Below are 25,634 nucleotides of genomic sequence, written 5' to 3'. Positions count from 1 at the left end.
TAGGAAAAGACGGTTGGCAGCTCGACAGGCACAGGCTCAGATCTTGTTGAACAAGCCCAGCTGAGCAATCTTGCTGAAAGCCAGTTGCGATGCTTGCAGCATGGTTTGTTGCAAGGTCAGGCGAGTCATCACGGTGGCCGGATCGGAATCGCGGATCGCCGATTGGGTCTGGGTGTTGGCCAGGACCAGACTCTGGTTGGTGTCGCTCTGGGTATCCAGGGCCGAACCGCGACCGCCCACTGAACTCAGCGAGCTAGACAACTGATCGTTGCCGCTTTTCAGGTTGCCAAGGCCCGAATCCAGCGAGGCCTGAAGCTTCTGGGTCAGGATCTTGTCGCCATTGGTAGGCGTGTTCAATGCGGTTTTCAACTGGTTCACGGTGTCCAGAATGTTCTGGGTTTCGTGAGTGTTGACGGACACGCTGAACTGATCGCCTGCCGCCGGTGCACCGGAGAGGTTGAAGCTCACGCCCGAGGCGGTAGCAACGCCAGCCGCAACCGTGCCGGCAGACACCGGCTGACTGCTGGCAGTCAAGGGGGCCGCATACAAGTCGAACGTAGTGGCACTGGTGAACTTCATGACCGCCGAACCGGTCGGGAAACTGGCGTGGTAAGCCACTGGGTTAGTGATGCTGCTGCCGGTCACTTGAGTTGGCGACGGGTTGCCCGGGCTGCGAGTTGCGGTGAAGGTGTCAGGCTTGGCCGCCAGGGTGAAACTGTGGCCCGGCAACACGGCGGCTGCGGTATCGCCAGCCGACAAGTTGATGTTGAGGGTCAACTCGACACCGCGGAACGACACGCCCTGGCCGCCTTTGGCAGCCGGGTCGAACGCACCGCCCTGGCTGGCTTCGGCGGTCACGTCGTTACCGCCCGAATCGGTGATTTTCAACTGGGTGCCGCTGATGAAATCGACGGTATACGGTTCGCCCGCACGGAATGCGTTGTTGTAGGTGACGCTCGACGAAACCTGACCATTGGACAGGACTACGCGACCGTCATCCACGGCCGGTGCGGTCATGGTGACCAGGCTGCGGCTGGTATTGATCGCCTGCTGGAATACTTCCCAACCAGTGCTGTTGGTTGCCATCGACATGGTGTCGCCAATCGCCAGGTCGAGGGTCACCTGGTCGCCATTGTAACTGTAGGTGCCATCGTCATTGCGCGAGAACGGCGCGGTATCGCCCTTGGAACCGGCGAAAATGTACTTGCCGTTCTCGTCCTTACTGTTCATCAGGCTCAGCAACTGCTCTTCGATCTGACCCAGCTCTTTGGCGTTGGCCTGACGGTCGGCGTCGGTGTAACCGGCGTTGCCAGCACCAATGGCCAGCTCCTGAGCGCGCTGCAGCACGTTATTGATGCTGGTCATCACCGCTTCGGTCTGACCCAGGGTCGCCTTGAGGGTGTTGGTGTTGGCCTTGTACTGATCGAGCATCGAAGCCTGTTGACCCAATTGCAGCAGGCGCGAAGCGCCAACCGGATCATCGGCGGCGGTGTTGACGCGAACCAGGCTGCTGGCCTCTTCGCTGCTTTTGACCACGTTGGCGAAGTTCTTCTGGTAGTTCGCAGCAGAGGACTCGTAAAACTGGGCGGTAGAAATGCGCATGGGCTACGACTCCTTAAAGACTGTTGATCAGTGTGCTGAAGATTTCCTGCGCAGCCTTGATGATCTGCGAAGAGGCGGTGTAGTACTGCTGATATTTGACCAGGTTGCCGGTTTCCTCATCGAGGTCGACACCGGACAACGAGTCGCGAGCACCTTTGGCGTTGGCCAGGATGGCCCCGGTTGCGGCACTGTCGAGCTTGCCCTGAGCGGCTTTGGCGCCCACGCCTTCGACTAGTTTGCCGTAGGCGTCAGTCAGGGAAATGCCTTTGCTGGCGCTCCCGGTATCGACGACCTGCTTGGTTTGCAAACCGGCCAGTGCGGTGCCGTTGCGGTTGTCCATGGTGCCTGGCTGCGCGACGTTGATGTCAATCGCGCTGCCATTACCTGGCGAACCGGCCACGGTCATGTCGAAGGTCGCGGTACGCTGCACGGCGGGCGGGCCCGGATCCATGATCGGCGCACCCAACGCATCCTTGAGCGGCACGCTCAGGCTCAGGGTGTTGTTCTGGTTTGGTTTGATAGTGCCACTGCTGATCATGACGCCCTTGGCATCCAGCAATTGGTAAGTCTGGCTGGTACCACCGGCACTGGTTGCACCGAACACCACCTTGACTGGCATCGAAGTCTTGATGCCGTTCTGGATCACCGTGGTGGTGGCGGCATCGTAAATATCAAACTTAGTGGTCAGGGTCGGTTGACCGCTGGCCGGAATCGTCAAGGTGCCGCTGCCGCCCGGCACAATAGCCGCGCTCAACGGAGCCGCGATGGCCAGGCGCTTGCTATCGGTCATCTCGGTCTTGATGTTCGCCGCCGCGTTGCGGGTCGGAGTGATCTTGAACGTGTCGCCAGCCGCGGCGGTGCCGCCGGAAAGCGTCAGCGAGAAACCATCGATCACTGGCGGCGGCGTGGTCAGGGTGCTGAAGGCGCCCATGGACGTGCCCTCCGGCAGACGCTGCACGGTGTAGTTGGTGCCGCTGGTGAAAGTGACCTTGTAATCGTTGATGGTCAGCTTGCCGCTGTCTTCGATGCTCACATCGAAGTTACCCGAACCGACGCTGTTGCCGACCGTAGCGACGCTGCGCTGGGCCATCTGCGCGGCACTGTTGATGCTGTTGAACAGGTTCGAGCCGAACGCACCGTTCTTGTCGATGCCCTGGGCCTGGAGGCTGTTCATCTGATCGGCGACAACCAGGGCCACGCGGCCCAGTTCGTTCATCGCCGGGTCTAGCACGGTGTTGCGATAACGCAGCAGGCCACCCATTTCACCACCGGTCATCACCGAGGTGATGTCGATGGTACTGCCGTTGCGATCGAGCTGAATGCCCATGCGCGAAGGATCGTTCTGGCTCGGCACCACGGACAGGGTGCTGGCGGTGCCGCCAATGACCAGCGGCTGGCCGCTGCCCAGATAAACGTCGAGGTTACCGTCGCGCTCGATGACCTGCGCACCGGTGAAGGTGGAGAGCTGACGCACGGTTTCGTTACGCGCATCGAGCAGCTCGTTCGGCATGCCGCCGGACTTGGAAACCTCGGAGATTTTCTGGTTCAACTGCGCCACGGTAGCAGCGAGTTTGTTGACCTGATCGGCCATGTTCGTCAGGTTGCCGTTGATGCTCGCGTTTTGCTGGGTCAACTGGCTGGACACTGAGTTGAAACGATTGCTCAAGGCCTGGGCGTCGCTGAGCAGCAGTTGACGCGACGCGTCGTCACCCGGCTTGGCGTTGACGTTCTGCACCGAGGCGAAGAACTTGGTCAGGGCGCCATTGAGGCCGGTGCCGCTGTCCGAGAGCAAGGCGTCGAGCGGGCTGACCTGCCCGGCATAAGCGGCCGCATCGCTGTTGAGCGATGTGGTGGTCTGCAATTGCGCATCGAGGTAGCTGTTGTAGACGCGGCGTACATCGGCAAGGGTCGTACCGGTGCCGATGTAAACATTGCCGAACTGATTCGAGGCCTTGGTGCCCTGCACGGTTTGCTGGCGTGAATAACCGGCGGTGTCGGCGTTGGCAATGTTATTGCCGGTAGTCATCAACGAGGATTGGCCAGCGGCCAGACCCGACATCCCGATATTGAGCAAACTCATGGTTCAGACCTTATGCCTTGTGCCTATAGAGGCGTAGTGGAAGCGCCCGCCGCAGCGTAGTTTTGGTAACTCGTCATCTGCTTGGCTATCTGCGAAATTTTGCTTGCGTAGGCCGGGTCGGTTGCATACCCGGCTTTCTGCAGTTCGCGTACAAACTGTTCTGGGTTATCGGCAGACTTCACAACATCTTGATAGCGATTATTGGTTTGCAGCAAAGTCACCAGGTCATGGAAGCTGTCTTTGTATGAATCGTAGGAACGGAACTCGGCCGTCTCCTTGACCATCTCGCCATTCCTGAATTCGCTGGTGATCGCTCGCGCCGATTCACCCTTCCAACTGCTGCTGGCCTTGATGCCGAACAGGTTGTGACTGCTGCTGCCATCCTGGGCACGCATGACCGATTTGCCCCAGCCTGTTTCGAGGGCAGCCTGGGCCACCAGGTAACGCGGATCGACGCCGATACGGTCGGCGGCTTCCTTGGCCATCGGCAACATGGTGTTGACGAATTCGTCGGCGGAGCTGAAGGCTTTCTTCGGTGGCGCCAGCGGAATCTGCGCCATCGCACGGCCGTAAACCTGCAGGCGTCCGCTCGATTTGTTATCGGTTGGCGAGGGCAGCCAGTCGCCATTGAACAGCGGGCCGGCACCGGTCACAACCGGCGTCGCGGCACGTTCGGGCAGCAAGGTTTTGTTCGGAGTAGTCGCGGCGGTCGTCGCTGCCGAAGGCACCAGACCGGCGAGCAAACGATCGGCCAGTTTCGGCGGCAAGGCCAGACGGCGCTGATTGATCAGCTCCATGTCGTTGTGATGGGTGCCCTCGCCTGTCGGCGCTTTTACCGAACGCGAGGCCCATAGCGGACGCTGACCATTGAGGCGAGACAGCGGACCGTCGGTGGCCACAGTGCCCGCGGCAACCGGTGTCGGCACGGCCGCTTTCGCCGCCTCCTGCTTGGCGGCGGACAAGGCCGCAGCCTCGCCTGGCGCCAGCGGTTTGTTCTTCGACATCTGGCGCATCAGCACGTCCGCCAGACCAATACCGCCGCCCTCGCGGGACATGGAAACGGCCAGCTGCTGGTCGTACATTTCCTGGTATTGCTTGGCCGCCGGAGTATTGAGCGGGTTGTCCTTGCCCAGCGCTTCGGTGGCCGAGCGCATGGACTTGAGCATTTCACCGAGGAACAGCGACTCGAATTCCTGCGCCACCTTGCGCATGTTCGCGTCGCTGTCCTTGTCGCCGACCTTGAGCTGGTTCAAACGATTCAAGTCCGAATAAGACCCCGAATCGTTGCTGCTGACACCCAGACCGCCCTTGCGCATATCCATGGTCGCTGTCCTCAGATCACGATCAGGTCGGCTTGCAACGCGCCGGCCTGCTTCAGTGCTTCAAGGATCGCCATCAAGTCACCCGGCGCTGCGCCGACCTGGTTCACCGCCCGCACGATTTCGTCGAGGGTGGTGCCCGGGCCGAACTTGAACATCGGCTTGGCTTCTTGCTGAGCGTTGACTCGCGAGCGCGGCACGACGGCGGTCTGGCCATTGGACAGAGGGCCGGGCTGGCTGACGATCGGGTCTTCGGTAATGGTCACCGTCAGGCTGCCGTGAGTCACGGCGGCCGGTGAAACCTTGACGTTCTGGCCGATCACGATGGTGCCGGTGCGCGAGTTGATGATGACTTTCGCCACCGCCTGGCCCGGGTCGACTTCAAGGTTCTCGAGGATCGACAGATAGTCGACGCGCTGACTTGGATCGAGCGGCGCGCTGACCCGAATCGAACCGCCGTCGATGGCCTGGGCAACGCCAGGGCCGAGCATGTCATTGATCTTGTCGACGATGCGCTTGGCGGTGGTGAAGTCCGAACGGTTGAGGTTCAGGGTCAGGCTATTGCCCTGGTTGAAACCGCTCGGCACCGAACGCTCGACCGAGGCACCGCCAGGGATGCGACCAGCCGACGGAACGTTGACGGTGATCTTCGAACCGTCGCGACCTTCCGCATCAAAACCACCGACCACCAGGTTGCCTTGGGCGATCGCGTAGACGTTGCCGTCGATACCCTTGAGCGGCGTCAGCAGCAAGGTCCCGCCGCGCAGGCTCTTGGAGTTACCGATAGAAGCAACGGTGATGTCGACCTGTTGACCCGGTTTGGCAAACGCCGGCAAATCAGCACTGATCGACACGGCGGCGACGTTCTTCAACTGCACGTTGCCCGAACCCGGCGGCACCTTGATGCCGAACTGCGAGAGCATGTTGTTGAAGGTCTGCAGGGTGAACGGGGTTTGCGTCGTCTGGTCGCCGGTGCCGTTAAGCCCGACCACCAGGCCGTAGCCGATCAATTGGTTGGAACGCACGCCGGAAATGCTGGCGATATCCTTCAGCCGCTCGGCTTGCGCGTTGAACGCAGCCGAGAGCATCAAGGCGGCCATCATCAAATGCTTGAAATTCAACGTAGCCACCTAGAAAGGGAACAGCGGGCTGAGGAAGAAACGGTCGAACCAGCCTGGCTGACTCGCATCGGCAAACGCACCGGTGCCCGAGTAGGTAATGCGTGCATCGGCGACACGGGTCGACGACACGGTGTTGTCGGTGGCGATGTCATCGGCGCGCACCATGCCGGCAATCCGCACCAGCTCATCGCCGGTGTTGAGCGTCAGCCACTTCTCGCCGCGCACGGCGATGATGCCGTTGGGCAGCACGTCAGCGACGGTCACGGTGATCGAGCCGGTCAGGCTGTTGCTCTGCCCGGATTTGCTGTCGCCCTTGGTCGCACGGTCGCCGCTGTAGCCGACGTCCAGGCTCAAGTCGCCACTGCCAATCGGGTCATTGGTGTTCAGACCGCCGCCAAAGAACGAGCTCAGGCCGATGTCGGTCTTGCTGTTCTTGCCGATTTGCGAGTTGGCGTTCTTGCTGGCCTGAGTGCGTTCGTTCAGGGTGATGGTGATGATGTCACCGACCCGGAACGCCTTGCGGTCGCTGTACAGGTTCTGTTCAAAACCGGCCTGATAGATCGAGCCGTTGTTGGCGGCAGCCGGCAACGGCGTGCGCGGCAACACCGGAGCGTAGTAAGGGTCATTGGGCTTGGGCGGCGGAGCGACGCAGCCCGCGAGCACGACAACCCCACTCAGTGCCAGAACAGATACAAAGCGATTCATGACCCTACCTCACGGTGTTGCAGGCGACCTCATGGTCGCCTCATAGACTGATTACAGATTCTGCGTTACGAACGAGAGCATCTGGTCGGCGGTGGAGATCACCTTGGAGTTCATCTCGTAAGCGCGCTGAGTGGTGATCATGTTGACCATCTCTTCAACGGTGCTGACGTTGGACGTTTCCAGGGTGTTCTGCAGCGTGGTACCGAAACCGTTCAGGCCCGGGGTGCCGATTTGCGGCGCGCCGCTGGCGGCGGTTTCCAGGAACAGGTTGTTACCCACGGCTTGCAGGCCGGCCGGGTTGATGAAGTCGGCGGTTTGCAGGTTGCCGATCACCTGGTTGGCCGGGTTACCCGGAACGGTGATGGACACGGTGCCGTCGCGACCGACCGTGAAGGTCTGCGCGTCGTTCGGAATGACGATGGCCGGTTCCAGGGCGAAGCCACTGGCGTTGACGATCTGGCCGTTGGAATCGAGGTGGAACGTGCCGTCACGGGTGTAGGACGTGGTGCCGTCCGGCTGCAGGATCTGGAAGAAACCGCGACCGTCGACGGCCAGGTCTAGCGGTTGCTCGGTGGTTTGCAGGCTGCCGGCGGTGAAGTTTTTCTGAGTGCCGACGATGCGCACACCGGTACCCACTTGCAGACCCGACGGCAGTTCGCTGTCCTGGGTCGACTGAGCGCCTGGCTGGCGTTTGATCTGATAGAGCAAGTCCTGGAACTCGGCGCGGTCACGTTTGAAACCCGTGGTCGACACGTTCGCCAGGTTGTTGGAAATGGTCGTCAGGTTGGTGTCCTGGGCGGACAGACCTGTTTTGGCAACCCATAGAGCCGGAAGCATTCGATTCTCCTCGTGCGCCTGTTTTACGGCGCGACGTTCTGATAATTAGCTGATCTGCAAGACCCGAGCCATGGCCTGGTCATCGTCTTTGGCGGTGTTCATCATCTTGATGTGCAGCTCGAACTGCTTCGACAAAGCCAGCACCGAGGTCATCTCTTCCACGGCATTGACGTTGCTCGACTCAAGGAACCCGGACACCAGTTTGACGCCTGCATCGGCTTGCGCCGGCTTGCCGTCCTTGGTGTGGATCGAACCGTCCAGGCCTTTGGTCATGTTCTTCAGGTCAGGGTTGACCAGTTTGATGCGGTCGACTTCAGCCATCACGCGCGGGCCTTCGCCCATGGCGCGGATGCTGATGGTGCCGTCTTCGCCCACTTCGATTTTCTGCTCGGGCGGCACGGCGATCGGTCCGCCATTGCCCATCACCGGCATACCGTTGCCGGCACGCAGCACGCCCAGGGCGTCCACGTTCAGGCTGCCGGTGCGCACGTAGCTTTCAGCGCCATCGGGGGTCTGCACGGCGATCCAGCCATTGCCTTGCACCGCGACGTCGAGGTCGCGACCGGTTTCAACCAGCGAACCTGGAGAGAAGTCGGTGGCCGGACGCTCGGTCATGGCAAACGCACGCGCCGGAAAGCTGTCACCAAACACCGGCATCGAACGGGCCTGTTCCAGGTCCTTCTGAAAACCGTTGGTGGAGATGTTTGCCAGGTTGTTGGCATGAGCCTTCTGCGCCAGTGCATTCTGGCTGGCGCCGGTCATTGCCACATAAAGGTACTTATCCACACTCTTTCCTCTGCATGCCGGACGTTTGCCGCCCACCGCTGTACTGCTGAGCGATAAGCAATTTACAGACCAACTTTTTTCTGGCGGCGCGAGGCCCGGCAAACAAAGGACTTGAGGGGTTTTGCAGGGATTGGGGAAATGTATCGGAGACGAAAAACCGGCGGTGTTATGCCGTTTGGTGGCAAGTGCCGGCCATTGCAGCCAACAGAGTCCCCTGTGGCGAAGGAGCTTGCTCCCGCTGGGCTGCGAAGCAGCCCCAAAAAGATTGGTCGAGGCCTGACAGGGAGGTCGCGCCGGATGGTTTTGCGGCCGCTTCGCGCCCGAGCGGGAGCAAGCTCCCTCGCCACAATAAAGTTATTGCAGGTGCTTATGCGCCGGGGTCTTTACCGACTTCATACTCCCGCAACTTATTGGCGATCGTCGTATGGGAAACCCCCAACCGCTTGCCCAGCTGCCGACTGCTCGGATGCTCGGAATACAACCGCTCAAGCACCGCTTTCTCAAAGCGCCCGACAATCGCATCCAGCCCCCCCTCGAGGGAGAAATCGCCAAGCGGCTGACGCACGCCGTAATCCGGCAAGCGAATGTGCTCAGCCTTCACGGTCCCGCCCTCGCAGAGGGAAACCGCCTGGAACAACACGTTCTCCAACTGCCGGACATTGCCCGGCCAATGGTAATGACTCAGCCGCTCCATGGCCGCGGGCGCCAGTTTCGGCAGCGGGCAACCGATCTGCCGGCTGGCCTGATCAAGGAAGTGCTCCACCAGCGGCGTCAAACCGTCGAGGCATTCACGCAGGGGCGGGATGTGCAGCGACAGCACGTTCAAGCGGTGATACAGATCCTGTCGAAACTCACCGCGCGCGCACAACTCGGACAAATCCACCTGCGTCGCGCAGATCACCCGCACATCCAGATAGACCTCTTCATCACTGCCCACACGACGGAAGCATCCGTCCTGCAGGAATCGCAGCAATTTCACCTGCAAGCGCGGGCTCATTTCGCCGACGCCATCGAGAAACAGCGTACCGCCTGCCGTCAGTTCCAGCAGCCCGAGCTTGCCTTCGGCCCGCGCCCCTTCAAAAGCACCGGGGCCGTAACCGAACAGCTCGGTCTCGGCCATCGATTCCGGCAGACCGGCGCAGTTGAGTGCCATCAACGGCGATTGACCGCGAGGGCTCGCCAAGTGGCAGGCACGCGCCAACAACTCTTTACCGGTACCGGTTTCGCCTTCTATTAAGAGCGGCGCATCCAGCGGTGCCATGCGTCGGGCCTCGCGCACTACCGCCGCCATGACCTTGGAGCTTTGGAAAATGCTGTCGAACCCGCGCAACTCCTGTTTGCGCACGTTATAGATGCGCTCACCGACCCGATCCGCCCGGTGCAACGTCAACACCGCGCCGGCCATGGCTTCGCTGTCGTCATGCTCCGATTGCAGCGGTGCGATGTCGGCGAGAAACACATCGCCCTTGACCTTGACCCGCAAACCGTTGATTCGCGACTTGTTGGCGCGCACCAGTTCCGGCAGGTCGAAATCCTCGGCGTACCGCGACAGCGGAATCCCCGGCACCTCATCGACCCGCACCCCCAGCAACTGCGCCGCCGCACGGTTGGCCGCGACGATGGAGCCGCCCATGTCGATCGACAACACCGGAAACTCCAGGGCGCCGAGCAAGGCATTGAGTTCCATGTGCCGACGCTCGCTGGGCATCAGCCCTACACGCTTGACGCCAAATACCCCGGCGATCGACTCGAATTTCGGACGCAGCGCCTGGAACTGAATGTTGATCAGGTTCGGGCAATGCAGGTAGATCGCATTGCCATGCTCACCGCCGACCTCGCCGCGAGCGACGTTGATTCCGTACTCGACCAGCAAGTTGAGAATGTCGCGCAGGATGCCGATACGGTTCTGGCAGTGGACTTTGATACGCATATAAAGGCCCGAAAAAACGGTGAATGGGTTGTTGCCAAGCAAAGACCCTGTGGGAGCGGGCTTGCTCGCGAAAGCGTCGGCATATTGGACATTGATGTATCAGGCAGGCCGCCTTCGCGAGCAAGCCCGCTCCCACAGGAAATTACGGTGCGTCCAGAGGTTTTTTGCCAACGCGCTCAGATAGTCGTCAAGATTATGTGACACCTGTGCGCCGTTTCAAACCCGTAAATCTCAATAGCTGCGCCACAGGCGTCAATCCGTAACGAAAACTTTACGAAAAACACCGAATTCTCCTACACACACAACTGATCACCTGCTGCAACGCGGCACGCCTTGGGGTATTTCTAGGTCCATAGCAGCACATAACAAGAACGAAATCCCCTAGCAGGAGAGCAGCATGAAGCAGACGCAGTACGTGGCTCGCGAGCCCGATGCGCAAGGTTTTATCGACTACCCCGCTGAAGAACACGCGGTGTGGAACACGCTGATTACTCGTCAACTGAAAGTGATCGAGGGTCGTGCGTGCCAGGAGTATCTGGACGGTATCGAAAAACTCGGTCTGCCCCACGACCGCATTCCGCAATTGGGCGAGATCAACAAAGTCCTCGGTGAAACCACGGGCTGGCAAGTGGCCCGGGTTCCGGCGCTGATCCCTTTCCAGACCTTTTTCGAATTGCTGGCCAACAAGCAGTTTCCGGTGGCGACCTTTATTCGTACCCGCGAAGAGCTGGACTATCTGCAAGAGCCGGACATTTTCCACGAGATCTTTGGCCACTGTCCGCTGCTGACCAACCCCTGGTTCGCGGAATTTACCCACACCTACGGCAAACTCGGCCTACAAGCCACCAAGGAAGAACGCGTGTACCTGGCGCGCCTGTACTGGATGACCATCGAGTTCGGCCTGGTCGATACACCAGAAGGCCTGCGCATTTACGGCGGCGGTATTCTCTCCTCGCCGAAAGAAACCGTTTACTGCCTGTCGGACGAACCTGAGCATCAGGCCTTCGATCCGCTGGAATGCATGCGCACGCCCTACCGCATCGACATCCTGCAGCCGCTGTACTTTGTCCTGCCGAACCTCAAGCGCCTGTTCGATGTGGCTCATGAAGACATCATGGCCATGGTCAAGCAAGGCATGCAGTTGGGTTTGCACGCGCCTAAATTTCCACCTAAAAAAGCCGCGTGATCCGCAGCTTTTAGAATCAAGTGAGCCTGTCAGGAGCCGACGCTTTGGTTTAGCGTGGTGAAACCGCGCGGTTCCGCTGGCGGCCAACCTTTAATAATTCGATTTCAGGAACCCATCATGTCCACATTGAACCAAGCCCACTGCGAAGCCTGCCAAGCCGGTGCCCCGCAAGTCAGCGACGAAGAATTACCGGGACTGATCAAGCAGATCCCGGACTGGAACATCGAAGTGCGCGACAGCGTGATGCAGCTGGAAAAAGTGTTCCTGTTCAAGAATTTCAAGCACGCGTTGGCGTTCACCAACGCGGTCGGCGAAATCTCCGAGGCCGAAGGTCACCACCCTGGCCTGCTGACCGAGTGGGGCAAAGTCACCGTGACCTGGTGGAGCCACTCCATCAAGGGTCTGCACCGCAATGATTTCATCATGGCCGCTCGCACTGACGAAGTGGCCAAGGACGCCGAGGGCCGCAAATAATGCATTTCGACGCCATAGGTCGAGTTCCCGGAGACCCGATTCTCGGCCTGATGGAGGCCTATGCGCAGGACCCGAACCCGCGCAAATTCGACCTTGGCGTGGGCGTCTATAAAGATGCCCAGGGCCTGACGCCGATTCCCCAGTCCGTGAAGCTCGCCGAGCAGCGGCTGGTGGATCGTCAGACCACCAAGACCTACATCGGTGGTCACGGCGAACCGGCGTTCGGCAAGGCAATCAGTGAGCTGGTGCTCGGCGCCGACTCCCCGCTGATCGCCGAACAACGGGCCGGCGCCACCCAAACCCCGGGCGGCACCGGCGCGCTGCGTCTGAGCGCGGATTTCATTGCCCAGTGCCTGCCGGGCCGTGGCGTGTGGTTGAGCAACCCGACCTGGCCGATCCACGAGACCATCTTCGCGGCGGCCGGGGTCAAGGTCAGTCATTACCCCTACGTCGGCAGCGACAACCGCCTCGACGTTGAAGCCATGCTGGCAGTGCTCAAAGACGCGCCGAAGGGCGATGTGGTGTTGCTGCACGCCTGCTGCCACAACCCGACCGGTTTCGATCTGTCCCATGACGATTGGCGCCGCGTGCTGGACGTGGTGCGCAGCCGCGATCTGGTGCCACTGATTGACTTCGCGTACCAGGGTTTCGGCGATGGCCTGGAACAGGATGCGTGGTCGACGCGACTGTTCGCGGCCGAGTTGCCGGAGGTGCTGATCACCAGTTCCTGCTCGAAGAATTTCGGTTTGTACCGGGACCGCACCGGCGCATTGATTGTCTGTGCGAAAACCGCTGAGAAGCTGGTGGATATCCGCAGCCAACTGGCAAACATCGCTCGCAACCTGTGGTCGACGCCACCGGATCATGGTGCTGCCGTGGTCGCGACGATTCTTGGCGATCCCGAGCTGAAAAGCCTCTGGGCCGACGAGGTGGAAGCCATGCGTTTGCGCATCGCGCAATTGCGCAGCGGTCTGGTGGAAGCGCTTGAACCCCATGGTTTGCGCGAGCGTTTTGCGCATATCGGTGTGCAACGCGGGATGTTTTCCTACACCGGCCTGTCGCCGGAGCAAGTGAAACAACTGCGTGATCATCACAGCGTATACATGGTCGGCACCGGCCGGGCGAACGTGGCCGGGATCGATGCAACCCGCCTTGATCTGCTGGCCGAGGCCATCGCCGAAGTCTGCAAGTAACCTCAAGCCCTGCAAAGCGCCCCCTGTGGGAGCGAGCCTGCTCGCGATAGCGGTTAATCAGCCACATTGATGTTGAATGTGGCCGCCGCTATCGCGAGCAGGCTCGCTCCCACATTTGTTTTGTGGCGCTGCTACAGACCTGTCTAGACAACTCCATCCGTCGAAACAAATGGATATAAAAGTCTGTTTGTCATTTCTCCTGCTGTATCCTGCCCAAGCTTTTTAAAAGCGCGGATCTACCAGATCTATCAACAGACTTTGCGAGGAGCGCGAAACATGCACGAGATCCCTAATCTCCCCTTCCCAAGCCTGCACGAAACTGAGCAGACAACCACGCAACAAGCCGGTGCCCAACAGCCCGAGCCGAAAGAAGCCACTGAACGCCGCCAGGCCGACAGCGAAGACTGATACACCTGCAATGCCAGACCGTGTGGAAAGCGCTAACATGCGCTTTCCACACCGCCTGAACCCCCGAGCTCCACACCATGACCGACGAATTCAGCCCTACTTTTAATGAAGAGCAGCAAGCCAGCGTCCTGATCGGCACCGCCGAGAAGATGATCGAGATCTGGAATCGCCTGCCTCCCGAGAAACAAGCCGCGTTGCTCGCCCGTTTCGGCACCGAAGAAAACGCCCTGGCCGCTCTGGTCACGACCCAACTGGTTGCCCCGCAAAACCCTGAGTAACCCCCGCTCGGCAAATAGTTTTACTTTTCCACGCCCCACGGCCGTTCGCGCCGCTATCATAAGCAGCCTATCTATCCTGCTTTCCCGTGGACCTTTACCCATGTCTGAAAACCAGCGCCCCCTGGCGGTCACGCTGCAAGTCGTTTCCATCGTTCTCTTTACCTTCATCGGCTACCTGAACATCGGCATTCCCCTCGCCGTATTGCCCGGCTACGTCCACAGCGACCTCGGCTTCGGCGCCGTGATCGCCGGGCTGGTGATCAGCGTGCAATACCTGGCCACCCTGCTCAGCCGGCCGTACGCCGGCAAAATTATCGACAACAAGGGCAGCAAACTCGCGGTGATGTACGGTCTCGCCGGTTGCGGTTTGAGCGGCGTGTTCATGCTGGTTTCGGCCTGGACCCAGAGCCTGCCGATGCTGAGCCTGATCAGCCTGCTGATCGGCCGCCTGGTGCTTGGCAGCGCGGAAAGCCTGGTGGGTTCGGGCTCGATTGGTTGGGGCATCGGCCGGGTCGGCGCTGCGAACACCGCCAAAGTCATCTCCTGGAACGGCATTGCCAGTTATGGCGCGATCGCCATCGGCGCCCCGCTGGGGGTGTGGCTGGTCGGTGAGTTGGGGTTGTGGAGCATGGGCGTGAGCATCGTGCTGCTGGCCGTGCTGGGCCTGGCGCTCGCCTGGCCGAAAACCGCCGCGCCGATTGTCGTCGGTGAGCGGTTGCCCTTCATGCATGTGCTGGGTCGGGTACTGCCCCACGGCTGTGGCCTGGCGCTGGGCTCGATCGGATTCGGCACCATCGCTACTTTCATCACGCTGTATTACGCCACGCAACACTGGGACAACGCGGTGCTGTGCCTGAGCCTGTTCGGCGCCAGCTTCATCGGCGCACGACTGTTGTTCGGCAACCTGATCAACCGCCTCGGCGGCTTTCGCGTGGCGATTGCCTGCCTGTCGGTGGAAACCCTGGGGCTGTTGCTGCTGTGGCTGGCACCGGATGCTCATTGGGCCCTGGCCGGTGCGGCATTAAGCGGTTTCGGGTTTTCGCTGGTGTTTCCGGCGTTGGGCGTGGAAGCCGTCAACCTGGTGCCCGCCTCCAGTCGCGGTGCGGCGGTAGGGGCTTATTCGCTGTTCATTGATTTGTCGCTGGGAGTTACCGGGCCACTGGCGGGTGCGATTGCTGCCGGGTTTGGCTTTGCCTCGATCTTCCTGTTTGCCGCCATTGCCGCATTGAGCGGTTTGGCACTGAGCATTTATCTGTACCGACAAGCGCCTAAGTATCGCGAAGAGCGCGACGCCCGCTAGAAGTCGATCTTGCCGCGCCCGGCCTTGATGCTGCCCCGCTTGGTCTTGGATTCCAGCCGACGCTTCTTCGAACCGAGGGTCGGCTTGGTCGGGCGGCGTTTCTTCTCGACTTTGGTGGCACTGAGGATCAACTCGACCAGCCGCTCCAGCGCATCGGCGCGATTGGCTTCCTGCGTGCGGTATTGCTGGGCCTTGATGATCAACACGCCTTCGCTGGTGATGCGACTGTCACGCAGCGCCAACAGCCGCTCCTTGTAGAACTCGGGCAAGGACGAGGCCGGAATGTCGAAGCGCAAGTGCATCGCGCTGGAGACCTTGTTGACGTTCTGCCCACCGGCGCCTTGCGCGCGGATGGCCGTCAACTCGATCTCGGTATCCGGTAGATGCACATTGTTGGAAATCACCAGCATGGAAAAAGCGCCCGTATTCAGAACGCGCAGGATACCGCGAATCAGATCCCCGGCACCGAAGATCCACTGTGGGAGCGGGCTTGCTCGCTCCCACAAGGATCAGCGCAATTCCAAAGGGTTTGCGGCACGCACAAAAAACCCGGCACATTGGCCGGGTTTGTTGTATCTGCGTACGGCGCTTACTTCGCGTTTGCCGCCTGCAATGCATGCTGAGCACTGCGCTTGTTCTTGATGCCGTAGCACACCCACATGAACGCGACCCACACCGGAATCGCATACACCGAGATCTGGATGCCCGGGATCAACAGCATCACGCCGAGAATGAACACGACGAACGCCAGGCAGATGTAGTTCCCATAAGGGTACCAAAAGGCCTTGAACAGCGGCGTCTGATGGGTCTTGTTCATGTGCTGGCGGAACTTGAAGTGCGAGAAGCTGATCATCGCCCAGTTGATCACGAGGGTGGCAACCACCAGCGACATCAGCAGTTCCAGCGCGTTTTGCGGGATCAGGTAGTTCAGCAACACCGCGATCAACGTCACCGCTGCCGAAGCGAGGATCGAGCGCACCGGTACACCGCGCTTGTCGATCTTGGCCAAGGCTTTCGGCGCATCGCCCTGCTCGGCCATGCCCAGCAGCATGCGGCTGTTGCAGTAGGTGCCACTGTTGTACACCGACAGCGCCGCTGTCAGGACCACGAAGTTGAGGATGTGCGCGGCGGTGTCGCTGCCGAGCATCGAGAACACTTGCACGAACGGGCTGCCGCTGTACGAATCACCCGACGCATTCAGGGTCGCCAACAGGCTGTCCCACGGCGTCAGCGACAACAGGATGACCAGCGCACCGATGTAGAAAATCAGGATCCGGTAGATCACCTGGTTGATGGCTTTCGGGATCACGGTTTTCGGCTTGTCGGCTTCGGCTGCGGTGAAACCGAGCATTTCCAGGCCGCCGAAGGAGAACATGATGATCGCCATGGCCATCACCAGACCGCTAACCCCGTTCGGGAAGAAGCCGCCGTGGGCCCACAGGTTGGTCACCGAGGCTTGCGGGCCGCCGTGGCCGCTGACCAGCAGATAGCTGCCGAGCGCGATCATGCCGACAATCGCCACGACCTTGATGATCGCGAACCAGAACTCGGCCTCGCCAAAGACTTTGACGTTGGCCAGGTTGATCAGGTTGATCAGGACGAAGAAGCCGGCGGCCGAGACCCAGGTCGGAATGTCCGGCGCCCAGTAGTGGATGTATTTGCCGACAGCGGTCAGCTCCGACATGCCCACCAGAATGTACAGGATCCAGCAGTTCCAGCCCGACAGGAAGCCGGCAAAACCGCCCCAGTATTTGTGGGCGAAGTGGCTGAAGGAACCGGCCACCGGCTCTTCGACAATCATTTCGCCAAGCTGGCGCATGATCATGAACGCAATGAAGCCGCAGATGGCGTAGCCGAGGATCATCGACGGGCCGGCAGATTTCAGTACGCCGGCCGAGCCGAGGAACAGCCCGGTACCGATCGCGCCACCGAGGGCGATCAGTTGAATATGGCGATTTTTCAGGCCGCGTTTCAGCTCGCCTGAATGCGAGTTTTGTCCACTCATGAAAAGGGTCTCACGCAAGGTTTGATGATGTTCGTTAGACGTTGCTGCTCGGTTGCGATTTCAAGCAGCGCCGATCAAACCCCAGCGAAGGCAAAAGGAGTTCAGCGTTTTTACAACGGTCATGCGTCACCTGTTTGTTTTTATCTGTGACGAAATCGAACCCGACACGCTTGTGGCGCGGCGGAGTGAACAAGGCGGATAGCCTTGAGGTTTGCGCAGATGCGCAGGAGGTCACAGTTAAAACGCGGCGCATTGTACACCTGTAACCCCCTGCTGCCAGACACCGCTGGATCAGCGTGTCGTTTGCCGGGATTGCCTGTGTCCGCCCCGAGGGTCTCGGGCGGCTGCAAAAACTGGGTCAGACCTTTGCAGGTCTTCGGCGGGGACGACGAACAAGTCGTCCTCGAGGGAGATGTGGAGATGAGTCACGGCGTTCATTGCGCCTCCTTCTTGTTATGCACCTGCACGACAGGCATGGAGCGCATCTCACCCGTCCCGCGCCTCTGAAACAAGCGGGCCAGAGCCCTTCATGACCGCGAACCAGCCAGTTGGCGGCAGGTTTTCCTTACACCCCTTCCGCAAGCGTCAATCCAAGGGCTTTGGGGCGTGATTCCGTCAACTTTTCTTTACATGCTGTAACGAACAATTTCCAAATCAGATCAATCTGTAGGACGACTGCAAATTGACGATAGGAAGCTTCCTAAGGAAAAGGTCGAGTTAGTTTTTTGTTTTTAATCGATAAAACTGCGCCTACAAAACAGAATAAAAAGTTTACGCCAAACTAATTTGATTATTTTTTTGCAATTTAAAACCCTCTGGACTAGGTTTTCAGCGACTTGCCGAAACGCATCGACCGGCAAGTTGGCACGATATTCAATGATTGAAAAACGCGCCGCTGCACTTACCGAAAAAGTCATCTAGGAGATTCACAATGCAAGCACTTGAAAAAGACTTGGACACTGAACTGCAACTGGACGATTGGTTTGAAGCGCCGACCCATGAAGCCGCCGTTGAAATGATGCAAGCCGACGCGGTTGTTCCGTTCGGCACGGCGATGTGGCCTCTGTAAGGCACCCAGGCAGGCACGATCCGGCCGGTTGTGCCTGCCACTTTTTCTCGGTTTGTCAGGGAGGACTACATGGATAAGCAACGCGCCATTTCGCATTTCCTTTACTACCTCGAACACCACCCTGCCGTTGCCGGCATCAACCCGGCAAAGGTCTTGCTCGGCCACACCGCTGATTACGAGGCACTGACCGGCGCCATCGCCGAACAGGCCGGTGACAGCCAGCCCTTCCGTTTCAGCGCGATGCGCCTGGACCTCGAACCGACCGAACGGCTGGCCCAGGCGATAGCCGAAAGCGATTTGTACATTTTCTTCTACGACTCTTCCACCCTGCCCAATCCTCGCCCCGACGGCCCGGAGTTTGTCCGCGCGCTGCAAGGTGTGATGGCCGAGAACTGGAAGAAGTCGCTGCTGTTCAAGGATTACGGCGATTACTTCTACGACACTTTCAGTGTCACCCCGCAGCGGATTGCCGGGTTGAACAGCCACTTGATCCAGCGCATGTCTCACGCGACAACGTTGAGTTTCAAAGATGATCATGGCTCGTGGTTTGAAACTCCGATGCATAGCATCAAGAGGTGGACGGATATCAACGGTGTCGGCAACTTTGATTTGGCGCCCGGTGAAATTGCCACGCACAGCGAAGCGATTAACGGCCAGGTGAAGTTCATGGGGACGTTCCTCAGCACCATTCCGTTTGCCCGCAAGTACGGGGTGCTCGATTCGCCGCTGGAGTTATGGATCGAGAACTCGACCATCCACAAGATCGCCACGGATGTGCCGGGGCTGGAACATGATTTCAACAAGTACCTGGAGGCCAATCCGTCGAACCGGCGCATTGAGGAGTTGGGGATCGGCACCAATGAAGGCGTGAAGGCGCTGTATGCGCGCAATGCCGGGTTCGAGGAGCGCCATTGCGGGCTGCATCTGGGGTTGGGTGGTGGGGCCAAGGGCAGCCATCATCTGGACCTGATCTTCTCCAGCGGGGTGTTGGCGCTGGATGATGAGCCGGTGTTTGATGGGCGGTTTGTGTTCTAGCGGCTGACGCCTTCGCGGGCAAGCCTCGCTCCTACAAGGGCGCCGCCGAACCAAGGAGCGAGGCTTGCCCGCGAAGGCGTCGGCAACAACACAACCTTACTTAAAGTCAGACGAAAAAAAACGCCAACCCGAAGGTTGGCGTTTTTTATGCGGCGCTTACCGATTATTCAGGCTTGCGACGGCCAAACCCCGGACGCTGGCCCGAACCCGCTGGCGCACCACGGCGTTTGCCCGATGGCGCATCCTTATCGACCAGAACAATGCCTGGGCGCTTCTTCGCCGGTGCCTTGGCCGGGCGCTTGGTGTCGGCCGGACGGTCTGCCACTGGCGTACCGCGACCGGCTGGAGCACCGCGATCACTGCGACCACCGCTTGGCGCACCACGGCCTTCGCCACGTTCAGTGCGACCATTGGCCGGACGCGGTGTGCGTGGACCGCGCTCGCCATCAGCACGAGGCGCTGCTGGTTTGCGGGCTGGACGCTCGCCTTCGATATGCGGTTCACGAGTATCACGTGGCGTAGCCGCTGTCTGGTTGCCGATGGCTGGACGCAACGAACGCACGCGCTCGGTCTTGCCCATTGGACGCGACGATTTACGCTGCATGCGGTCGAGCTTATCTTTGCTCTTGGCGTTCATCTGCGGCATGGCCACTGGGGTCAGGCCGACTTCAGCACTCAGAATGTCGACTTCGTACTGGCTCATTTCGCGCCAGCGACCCATCGGCAGGTCGGAGTTAAGGAACACCGGACCGAAACGCACGCGCTTCAGACGGCTGACCACCAGGCCCTGGGATTCCCACAGACGACGAACTTCGCGGTTGCGACCTTCCATCACCACGCAGTGGTACCAGTGGTTGAAACCTTCGCCACCTGGCGCTTGCTTGATGTCGGTGAACTTGGCCGGGCCGTCTTCGAGGACGACGCCTGCTTTCAGACGCTCGATCATCTCGTCATCGACTTCGCCACGAACACGTACCGCGTATTCACGGTCCATTTCGTAGGAAGGGTGCATCAGGCGGTTGGCCAGCTCACCGTCGGTGGTGAACATCAGCAGGCCGGTGGTGTTGATGTCCAGACGACCAATGTTGATCCAGCGACCTTCTTTCGGGCGCGGCATCTTGTCGAAAACGGTCGGACGGCCTTCCGGATCAAGGCGGGTGCAGATTTCACCGTCGGGCTTGTTGTACATGATCACGCGGCGTACCGACTCGGCGGCTTCTTCGCGCTTGATCACCTTGCCATCAATGGTGATGGCGTCGTGCATGTCGACGCGCTGTCCAAGGGTGGCGTCTTTGCCATTGACCTTGATGCGGCCGTGGCTGATCCAGGCTTCTACGTCACGGCGCGAGCCGACGCCGATACGGGCGAGGACTTTCTGCAGTTTTTCGCCTGCTGGGCCGATTTCCTGGTCGTCTTTCTGGTCGTTGATACTCATCTGGGCACCTCCCGGTGTGGTCTGTTCAGGCGGCCCTGAATTGAGCGTCCTGAAGCGATGTAAAACTGGGTACTTGGGCAAAGGGATCGCCAAAGGGTCGCGAATCATACGCTCATAGGAGCGTTCGCGCATCAGAGACTAGCTGATGATTGCCAGGTTATTTGTTTTTACGCCGAACGGCGCCGCCGAGTTTGATCAACCTGAGCGCCGACTCCGCGAGCACCGTGCGCTTGTCAGCCTTGTCGAGTTTCTTCCAGGCCCTGATCTCGCGTTTGCTGCGGCCGCAGCCGAGGCAGATGTCGTCGGTGAATGTGCAGACGCTGATGCACGGGTCTTTGGTAGAACTCATCAAATACTCCAGACAACACCACAAAACCATTGTGGGAGCGGGCTTGCTCGCGAAGAGGGAGTGTCAATCGACATCATGGTTGCCTGACCCACCGCTATCGCGAGCAGGCTCACCCCCACAAGGGGAATCGGCGTCCACAAGATCCGGGTCAGTCTTCGAATTCGCGGCGTTCGGCTTCGATCGCTTCGGCCAGGGCGCGGGCTTCGGCTTCTTCGTCGCTCAATTCGGGCTCGGGTTTCGGCTGTTCGAGAGCGGCGACAGCAGCCAGGAGTTTCTCGCGCGCCTCGGCGACACCGAGCACGTCGTCTTCCAGTTCTTCTTCCGGCTCTTCTTCGACTGTGGCTTCTGGCTCGACGTGAAGTTCAACTTCGATTTCCGGCTCCGGCAGCTCCAGAACCTCATTGGAGCCAGTCGCCTCGCCGTCGCGCAGGATGTCATCAAAGTCGGTCTTGATCCCCTCCTCCATGGTGTCCAGCTCCAGCAACAGCGTATGAAAACTGGTCTCCTCTTTGGGCTCCTCCGGCTCGGCGCTGGCATCTGCCAGCTCCTGCAACCCAGCCGGCACCGGCGCATCGTCGAAATCGAGCACGGGATCTGGCTCCAGCTCACGCAAATCAGCCAGCGGCGGCAAATCGTCGAGGTTCTTCAGGTTGAAGTGATCGAGAAAAGCCTTGGTGGTGGCAAACATCGCCGGTTTGCCAGGCACGTCGCGGTACCCGACGATGCGAATCCACTCGCGCTCCAGCAGGGTCTTGACGATGTGACTGTTAACCGCCACGCCACGCACGTCTTCGATCTCGCCCCGGGTTATCGGCTGGCGATAAGCGATCAGAGCGATGGTTTCGAGCATGGCGCGGGAATAACGCTGCGGGCGCTCTTCCCACAAGCGGCCGACCCACGGCGAGAACTTTTCGCGGATCTGCAGGCGATACCCGGAAGCCACTTCCTTCAGCTCGAAGGCGCGACCGTCGCAGGACTTGGCCAGAATCGTCAGCGCTTTCTTGAAGACCGGCGGCTCCGGGCGTTCGCCCTCTTCGAAGAGTTCGAACAGGCGTTCAAGCGATTGCGGTTTTCCCGAGGCCAACAGAAAGGCTTCAAGCAATGGCGCCAGCTCGCGGGGTTCAGTCAGGTTCATGATTCAACTCGTTATTCGGCTCGGGCTCGCACGTGGATCGCCGCGAACGGCTCATTCTGCACCAGCTCAACCAAAGATTCCTTGACCAGTTCGAGGATCGCCATAAAGGTCACCACGACCCCCAGACGTCCTTCTTCAGCGGTGAACAGCTCGACAAAGGGCACGAAACCGCCGCCCTTGAGCCGCTCCAGCACATCGCTCATGCGTTCGCGGGTGGACAGCGCCTCGCGGCTGACCTGATGGCTTTCGAACATGTCGCCACGGCGCAGGACCTCGGCCATGGACAGCAGCAGCTCTGACAAGCGCACGTCCGGCAACAACTTGCGCGCCCTGGCTTCCGGGGCATCCAGTTTGGGCACCACCACGTCACGCCCGACGCGAGTCAAACCATCGATGCCTTCGGCTGCGGCCTTGAAGCGTTCGTATTCCTGCAAGCGGCGGATCAGTTCGGCGCGCGGGTCATCTTCTTCGTCTTCGATGGTTTCGGCCCGCGGCAACAGCATCCGCGACTTGATCTCGGCCAGCATCGCGGCCATCACCAGGTACTCGGCTGCCAGTTCCAGGCGCACCGACTGCATCAACTCGACATAGCCCATGTACTGGCGAGTGATTTCCGCCACGGGAATGTCGAGGATGTTGATGTTCTGTTTGCGGATCAGGTACAGCAACAGGTCGAGGGGGCCTTCGAAGGCTTCGAGAAACACCTCGAGCGCATCCGGCGGGATGTACAAGTCCAGCGGCATTTCCATGACCGCCTGGCCATAGACCATGGCGAAGGGCAGCTCTTGCTGGGCTCCGGCCTGACTGTCGACAACGGGTTCTACTGCAGACATCTACGCCTCGGCCATGAACGGCGCAGGGTCGCCGCAACCGACGCGGATCACTTCCGGCTCGCCGTCGGCGAGGTTGATCACGGTGGACGCCTTTATCCCACCGAATCCGCCATCGATGATCAGGTCGACCTGATGCTCAAGCAATTGGCGCATTTCGTGCGGATCGCTCATCGGGTCGGTGTCGCCGGGCATGATCAGCGTCACGCTCATCAAGGGCTCGCCGAGTTCTTCCAGCAGCGCCAAGGCAATCGGATGGCTTGGCACCCGCAGGCCGATGGTGCGTTTTTTCGGGTGCAACAACAGCCGCGGGACTTCGCGGGTGGCGTTGAGAATGAAGGTGTAAGGCCCCGGCAGGTGCGCCTTGAGCAAGCGGAAGGTGCCAGTGTCGATTTTGGCGAACACCCCCAGTTGCGACAAGTCGCTGCAGATCAGCGCGAAGTTGTGCTTTTCGTCCAGCCCACGCAAACGGCGCACGCGATCCACGGCATTCTTGTCGCCGATCTGGCAACCAATGGCGTAGGACGAGTCTGTGGGATAAATCACCACCCCGCCTTTACGGATGATCTCGACAGCCTGTTTGATCAGGCGCGCTTGCGGGTTTTCCGGATGAATCTGGAAAAATTGACTCACATTCTCTACCTGTTCAGACGGCGGCAATAATTGGGTCATGTTTGAATCGACACCACAGTGGTGGCAGATCCTCCGGGAGCGGGCGGTATTCGCCGATCTCGGACCAGCCTCCAGGGCCATGAAAATCACTGCCGGCGCTGACCAGCAGACCGAACTCACGGGCAAGAATCGCCAGGCTGCCCACTTGCTCGGCGGGCTGATGGCCATTGACCACTTCAATGGCGTGGCCCCCGGCTTGAATATAGTCAGAAATCAGGCGGCGACGCTTGCTTCGAGTGAAATCGTAGTGCCACGGATGCGCCAGGCTGACCCAGGCTTTCGCGGCTCGCAGGGTTTCGACCGTGTCTTCCAGGGTCGGCCAGTGCTGCTTGACGTCGCCCAGCTTGCCGGCGCCCAGCCATTTACGAAACGCTTCGGCGCGATCCTTGACGAAACCTTCACGCACCATCCAGTCGGCGAAGTGCGGACGGGCCGGCGCATTGCCGCTGTCGCCCAGTTCCTGCTGGATGGCCCGGGCACCTTCCAGCGCGCCGGGCATGCCTTTCAATGCCAGCTTGCGGCTTATTTCTTCGGACCGTAGCCAGCGGCCATCGTGCAATTTGGCGATCGCCTCGACCAACGGTACGGCAGTCACATCAAATCCGTAGCCGAGCACATGAATGGTCGCGCCGCCCCAGGTGCAGGACAATTCGACGCCGTTGACCAGTTGCATCCCTAGCGCCGTGGCCGCACTGCGGGCCTCGTCGAGCCCCTCGAGGGTGTCGTGATCGGTCAAGGCCAGCACTCGCACGCCTTTCTCGAACGCACGCGCCACCAGGACAGCAGGCGCGAGAGCGCCATCGGAGGCGGTGCTATGGCAGTGCAAGTCAACATTCACGGGGATGTGTTACCTCAAATCAGCTGGCGCTATCGCGCGCCCATATGTTTGTTATTATGCCGCCACATCCTGCTTCTGGCTGCCACTGTGAAACAATTCATCGATTTCATCCCGCTCCTGCTGTTTTTCATCGTTTTCAAAATCGATCCACGGGTCGTCGACATTGGCGGTCATCAACTGACTGTAGGCGGTATTTACAGTGCCACTGCGATGCTGATCATCAGCTCCCTGGTGGTTTACGGTGCGCTGTTCATCAAGCAGCGCAAGCTGGAGAAGAGCCAGTGGCTGACCCTCATCGCCTGCCTGGTCTTCGGTAGCCTGACCCTGGCGTTCCACAGCGAAACCTTCCTGAAGTGGAAAGCGCCGGTGGTCAACTGGCTGTTCGCCCTGGCGTTCATTGGCAGCCACTTCATCGGTGACCAACTGCTGATCAAGCGCATCATGGGCCACGCACTGACCCTGCCGGACCTGGTCTGGACGCGCCTGAACATCGCCTGGATCGGCTTTTTCCTGTTTTGCGGTGCCGCCAACCTGTTCGTCGCGTTCACGTTCCAGAGCTACTGGGTCGACTTCAAGGTCTTCGGCAGCCTGGGCATGACGTTGCTGTTCCTGGTCGCCCAGGGCATTTATCTGTCCCGTCACCTGCACGACGCCGATACCACCACGCCAAAAACCGAGGACTGACATGCTTTACGCAATCATTGCCACAGACGTCGCCAACTCCCTGGAAGCCCGCCTGGCCGCACGGCCTGCCCACCTTGAGCGTCTGCAAGTGCTCAAGGGTGAAGGTCGTATCGTATTGGCCGGCCCGCACCCGGCGGTCGACAGCAATGATCCGGGCGCGGCGGGCTTCACCGGCAGCCTGATCGTCGCCGAGTTCGATTCCCTGAGCGCCGCCCAGTCCTGGGCCGATGCGGATCCGTACATCGCCGCCGGCGTCTACGCCAACGTTTCGGTCAAGCCGTTCAAGCAAGTCCTGCCGTAAATTGCGCCCGCGCGATGAACCTTGCCGGTTCATCGCGCGCTCAACGCTCATTATTCTCGTTT

General features: G+C 60.0%; 26 protein-coding genes. 10 read left to right on the top strand and 16 right to left on the bottom strand.

Features of this window, described 5'->3' with window-relative positions; all coding sequences use genetic code 11:
- Nucleotides 1–36 precede the first annotated feature (36 nt).
- The 8 genes from ACA068_RS08740 to ACA068_RS08705 all read right to left on the bottom strand — a co-directional run bounded on the left by ACA068_RS08740 (nucleotide 37) and on the right by ACA068_RS08705 (nucleotide 10,380).
- Complete coding sequence (locus ACA068_RS08740; protein ID WP_497309158.1) at nucleotides 37–1,602, bottom strand: flagellar hook-associated protein 3; 1,566 nt, start codon at nucleotides 1,600–1,602, stop codon at nucleotides 37–39.
- A gap of 13 nt (nucleotides 1,603–1,615) precedes the next feature.
- On the bottom strand, nucleotides 1,616–3,682 hold the full coding sequence (gene flgK, locus ACA068_RS08735) for a flagellar hook-associated protein FlgK (protein ID WP_497309157.1): 2,067 nt from the start codon (nucleotides 3,680–3,682) through the stop codon (nucleotides 1,616–1,618).
- 23 nt (nucleotides 3,683–3,705) lie between these two features.
- A complete protein-coding gene (gene flgJ, locus ACA068_RS08730; protein WP_497309155.1) occupies nucleotides 3,706–5,004 on the bottom strand; it encodes a flagellar assembly peptidoglycan hydrolase FlgJ in 1,299 nt (432 codons plus the stop codon).
- Between the two features lie 11 nt (nucleotides 5,005–5,015).
- Nucleotides 5,016–6,104 (bottom strand): flagellar basal body P-ring protein FlgI, encoded by a 1,089-nt coding sequence (locus ACA068_RS08725; protein ID WP_497310555.1) that lies wholly within the window; start codon nucleotides 6,102–6,104, stop codon nucleotides 5,016–5,018.
- Nucleotides 6,105–6,131: 27 nt separating this feature from the next.
- The gene (gene flgH, locus ACA068_RS08720) at nucleotides 6,132–6,827 is read right to left on the bottom strand and encodes a flagellar basal body L-ring protein FlgH (RefSeq protein WP_497309154.1); all 696 of its coding nucleotides are present in this window, start codon (nucleotides 6,825–6,827) and stop codon (nucleotides 6,132–6,134) included.
- A gap of 51 nt (nucleotides 6,828–6,878) precedes the next feature.
- Nucleotides 6,879–7,664 carry a flagellar basal-body rod protein FlgG gene (flgG, locus tag ACA068_RS08715; RefSeq protein ID WP_219097700.1) on the bottom strand — a complete coding sequence of 262 codons (786 nt, stop codon included), beginning with the start codon at nucleotides 7,662–7,664 and terminating at the stop codon, nucleotides 6,879–6,881.
- A 45-nt stretch (nucleotides 7,665–7,709) separates the two neighbouring features.
- On the bottom strand, nucleotides 7,710–8,450 hold the full coding sequence (locus ACA068_RS08710) for a flagellar basal body rod protein FlgF (protein ID WP_497309152.1): 741 nt from the start codon (nucleotides 8,448–8,450) through the stop codon (nucleotides 7,710–7,712).
- Between the two features lie 367 nt (nucleotides 8,451–8,817).
- Complete coding sequence (locus ACA068_RS08705) at nucleotides 8,818–10,380, bottom strand: sigma-54-dependent transcriptional regulator (RefSeq protein WP_497309150.1); 1,563 nt, start codon at nucleotides 10,378–10,380, stop codon at nucleotides 8,818–8,820.
- 397 nt (nucleotides 10,381–10,777) lie between these two features.
- Here ACA068_RS08705 and phhA point away from each other — a divergent pair, with 397 nt between their 5' ends.
- The 6 genes from phhA (at nucleotide 10,778) to ACA068_RS08675 (ending at nucleotide 15,219) form a co-directional block, all read left to right on the top strand.
- A complete protein-coding gene (gene phhA, locus ACA068_RS08700) occupies nucleotides 10,778–11,566 on the top strand; it encodes a phenylalanine 4-monooxygenase (protein WP_010457022.1) in 789 nt (262 codons plus the stop codon).
- Between the two features lie 117 nt (nucleotides 11,567–11,683).
- Nucleotides 11,684–12,040 carry a 4a-hydroxytetrahydrobiopterin dehydratase gene (locus ACA068_RS08695; protein WP_497309148.1) on the top strand — a complete coding sequence of 119 codons (357 nt, stop codon included), beginning with the start codon at nucleotides 11,684–11,686 and terminating at the stop codon, nucleotides 12,038–12,040.
- Nucleotides 12,040–13,233 carry an amino acid aminotransferase gene (locus ACA068_RS08690; protein WP_497309147.1) on the top strand — a complete coding sequence of 398 codons (1,194 nt, stop codon included), beginning with the start codon at nucleotides 12,040–12,042 and terminating at the stop codon, nucleotides 13,231–13,233. Before ACA068_RS08695 ends, ACA068_RS08690 begins: the two co-directional genes overlap by 1 nt.
- Nucleotides 13,234–13,509: 276 nt before the next feature.
- The gene (locus ACA068_RS08685) at nucleotides 13,510–13,641 is read left to right on the top strand and encodes a hypothetical protein (RefSeq protein ID WP_010461912.1); all 132 of its coding nucleotides are present in this window, start codon (nucleotides 13,510–13,512) and stop codon (nucleotides 13,639–13,641) included.
- Nucleotides 13,642–13,718: 77 nt separating this feature from the next.
- Nucleotides 13,719–13,919 (top strand): hypothetical protein, encoded by a 201-nt coding sequence (locus ACA068_RS08680; protein WP_497309146.1) that lies wholly within the window; start codon nucleotides 13,719–13,721, stop codon nucleotides 13,917–13,919.
- Between the two features lie 100 nt (nucleotides 13,920–14,019).
- A complete protein-coding gene (locus ACA068_RS08675; protein WP_497309144.1) occupies nucleotides 14,020–15,219 on the top strand; it encodes an MFS transporter in 1,200 nt (399 codons plus the stop codon).
- Here ACA068_RS08675 and arfB read toward each other — a convergent pair.
- A complete protein-coding gene (gene arfB, locus ACA068_RS08670) occupies nucleotides 15,216–15,629 on the bottom strand; it encodes an alternative ribosome rescue aminoacyl-tRNA hydrolase ArfB (RefSeq protein WP_497309142.1) in 414 nt (137 codons plus the stop codon). The two genes, ACA068_RS08675 and arfB, sit on opposite strands and share 4 nt — an antisense overlap.
- A 179-nt stretch (nucleotides 15,630–15,808) precedes the next feature.
- Entirely contained in the window at nucleotides 15,809–17,224 is a 1,416-nt protein-coding gene (locus ACA068_RS08665) for an amino acid permease (protein WP_497309140.1), read from the bottom strand.
- Nucleotides 17,225–18,155: 931 nt separating this feature from the next.
- Between ACA068_RS08665 and ACA068_RS08660 the strand changes: the two genes are divergently transcribed.
- Both ACA068_RS08660 and ACA068_RS08655 read left to right on the top strand, forming a co-directional pair.
- On the top strand, nucleotides 18,156–18,293 hold the full coding sequence (locus tag ACA068_RS08660; RefSeq protein WP_167360483.1) for a hypothetical protein: 138 nt from the start codon (nucleotides 18,156–18,158) through the stop codon (nucleotides 18,291–18,293).
- A 69-nt stretch (nucleotides 18,294–18,362) separates the two neighbouring features.
- Nucleotides 18,363–19,328 (top strand): M29 family metallopeptidase, encoded by a 966-nt coding sequence (locus tag ACA068_RS08655; RefSeq protein WP_497309138.1) that lies wholly within the window; start codon nucleotides 18,363–18,365, stop codon nucleotides 19,326–19,328.
- Between the two features lie 163 nt (nucleotides 19,329–19,491).
- Here the strand turns inward: ACA068_RS08655 and rluB are convergent, their stop codons facing one another.
- From rluB to ACA068_RS08625, 6 genes are all read right to left on the bottom strand, one after another.
- Nucleotides 19,492–20,763, bottom strand: coding sequence for a 23S rRNA pseudouridine(2605) synthase RluB (gene rluB / locus ACA068_RS08650; protein WP_403099344.1), 1,272 nt, complete (start codon nucleotides 20,761–20,763; stop codon nucleotides 19,492–19,494).
- Between the two features lie 157 nt (nucleotides 20,764–20,920).
- Nucleotides 20,921–21,112: a DUF1289 domain-containing protein gene (locus tag ACA068_RS08645; RefSeq protein ID WP_497309136.1), complete on the bottom strand. Its 192-nt coding sequence runs from the start codon at nucleotides 21,110–21,112 to the stop codon at nucleotides 20,921–20,923.
- 148 nt (nucleotides 21,113–21,260) lie between these two features.
- Nucleotides 21,261–22,247, bottom strand: a complete 987-nt coding sequence (gene scpB / locus ACA068_RS08640; protein WP_497309134.1) for an SMC-Scp complex subunit ScpB — start codon at nucleotides 22,245–22,247, stop codon at nucleotides 21,261–21,263.
- 11 nt (nucleotides 22,248–22,258) lie between these two features.
- Nucleotides 22,259–23,080, bottom strand: a complete 822-nt coding sequence (locus ACA068_RS08635; protein ID WP_497297987.1) for a segregation and condensation protein A — start codon at nucleotides 23,078–23,080, stop codon at nucleotides 22,259–22,261.
- Entirely contained in the window at nucleotides 23,081–23,710 is a 630-nt protein-coding gene (locus ACA068_RS08630; RefSeq protein WP_497309133.1) for an L-threonylcarbamoyladenylate synthase, read from the bottom strand.
- A 13-nt stretch (nucleotides 23,711–23,723) separates the two neighbouring features.
- Nucleotides 23,724–24,587, bottom strand: coding sequence for a PHP domain-containing protein (locus ACA068_RS08625; RefSeq protein ID WP_497309131.1), 864 nt, complete (start codon nucleotides 24,585–24,587; stop codon nucleotides 23,724–23,726).
- A gap of 87 nt (nucleotides 24,588–24,674) precedes the next feature.
- Between ACA068_RS08625 and ACA068_RS08620 the strand changes: the two genes are divergently transcribed.
- On the top strand, nucleotides 24,675–25,271 hold the full coding sequence (locus tag ACA068_RS08620; RefSeq protein ID WP_219095129.1) for a septation protein A: 597 nt from the start codon (nucleotides 24,675–24,677) through the stop codon (nucleotides 25,269–25,271).
- 1 nt (nucleotide 25,272) lies between these two features.
- Nucleotides 25,273–25,572 carry a YciI family protein gene (locus tag ACA068_RS08615; protein WP_497309129.1) on the top strand — a complete coding sequence of 100 codons (300 nt, stop codon included), beginning with the start codon at nucleotides 25,273–25,275 and terminating at the stop codon, nucleotides 25,570–25,572.
- The last annotated feature ends 62 nt before the right edge of the window (nucleotides 25,573–25,634 follow it).

It is taken from the genome of Pseudomonas sp. LBUM1660 (genome assembly GCF_059695935.1).
The sequence above is the reverse complement of the archived record's forward strand: the minus strand, read 5'-3'. Positions and strand labels throughout refer to the sequence as shown.

What these genes read in the sequence shown, in the direction of transcription:
- ACA068_RS08740 (WP_497309158.1), bottom strand. Translation starts at nt 1,602, where the DNA reads ATGCGCATTTCTACCGCCCAGTTTTACGAGTCCTCTGCTGCGAACTAC.
- flgK (WP_497309157.1), bottom strand. Translation starts at nt 3,682, where the DNA reads ATGAGTTTGCTCAATATCGGGATGTCGGGTCTGGCCGCTGGCCAATCC.
- flgJ (WP_497309155.1), bottom strand. Translation starts at nt 5,004, where the DNA reads ATGGATATGCGCAAGGGCGGTCTGGGTGTCAGCAGCAACGATTCGGGG.
- ACA068_RS08725 (WP_497310555.1), bottom strand. Translation starts at nt 6,104, where the DNA reads ATGATGGCCGCCTTGATGCTCTCGGCTGCGTTCAACGCGCAAGCCGAG.
- flgH (WP_497309154.1), bottom strand. Translation starts at nt 6,827, where the DNA reads ATGAATCGCTTTGTATCTGTTCTGGCACTGAGTGGGGTTGTCGTGCTC.
- flgG (WP_219097700.1), bottom strand. Translation starts at nt 7,664, where the DNA reads ATGCTTCCGGCTCTATGGGTTGCCAAAACAGGTCTGTCCGCCCAGGAC.
- ACA068_RS08705 (WP_497309150.1), bottom strand. Translation starts at nt 10,380, where the DNA reads ATGCGTATCAAAGTCCACTGCCAGAACCGTATCGGCATCCTGCGCGAC.
- phhA (WP_010457022.1), top strand. Translation starts at nt 10,778, where the DNA reads ATGAAGCAGACGCAGTACGTGGCTCGCGAGCCCGATGCGCAAGGTTTT.
- ACA068_RS08695 (WP_497309148.1), top strand. Translation starts at nt 11,684, where the DNA reads ATGTCCACATTGAACCAAGCCCACTGCGAAGCCTGCCAAGCCGGTGCC.
- ACA068_RS08690 (WP_497309147.1), top strand. Translation starts at nt 12,040, where the DNA reads ATGCATTTCGACGCCATAGGTCGAGTTCCCGGAGACCCGATTCTCGGC.
- ACA068_RS08685 (WP_010461912.1), top strand. Translation starts at nt 13,510, where the DNA reads ATGCACGAGATCCCTAATCTCCCCTTCCCAAGCCTGCACGAAACTGAG.
- ACA068_RS08680 (WP_497309146.1), top strand. Translation starts at nt 13,719, where the DNA reads ATGACCGACGAATTCAGCCCTACTTTTAATGAAGAGCAGCAAGCCAGC.
- ACA068_RS08675 (WP_497309144.1), top strand. Translation starts at nt 14,020, where the DNA reads ATGTCTGAAAACCAGCGCCCCCTGGCGGTCACGCTGCAAGTCGTTTCC.
- arfB (WP_497309142.1), bottom strand. Translation starts at nt 15,629, where the DNA reads ATGCTGGTGATTTCCAACAATGTGCATCTACCGGATACCGAGATCGAG.
- ACA068_RS08665 (WP_497309140.1), bottom strand. Translation starts at nt 17,224, where the DNA reads ATGAGTGGACAAAACTCGCATTCAGGCGAGCTGAAACGCGGCCTGAAA.
- ACA068_RS08660 (WP_167360483.1), top strand. Translation starts at nt 18,156, where the DNA reads ATGCAAGCACTTGAAAAAGACTTGGACACTGAACTGCAACTGGACGAT.
- ACA068_RS08655 (WP_497309138.1), top strand. Translation starts at nt 18,363, where the DNA reads ATGGATAAGCAACGCGCCATTTCGCATTTCCTTTACTACCTCGAACAC.
- rluB (WP_403099344.1), bottom strand. Translation starts at nt 20,763, where the DNA reads ATGAGTATCAACGACCAGAAAGACGACCAGGAAATCGGCCCAGCAGGC.
- ACA068_RS08645 (WP_497309136.1), bottom strand. Translation starts at nt 21,112, where the DNA reads ATGAGTTCTACCAAAGACCCGTGCATCAGCGTCTGCACATTCACCGAC.
- scpB (WP_497309134.1), bottom strand. Translation starts at nt 22,247, where the DNA reads ATGAACCTGACTGAACCCCGCGAGCTGGCGCCATTGCTTGAAGCCTTT.
- ACA068_RS08635 (WP_497297987.1), bottom strand. Translation starts at nt 23,080, where the DNA reads ATGTCTGCAGTAGAACCCGTTGTCGACAGTCAGGCCGGAGCCCAGCAA.
- ACA068_RS08615 (WP_497309129.1), top strand. Translation starts at nt 25,273, where the DNA reads ATGCTTTACGCAATCATTGCCACAGACGTCGCCAACTCCCTGGAAGCC.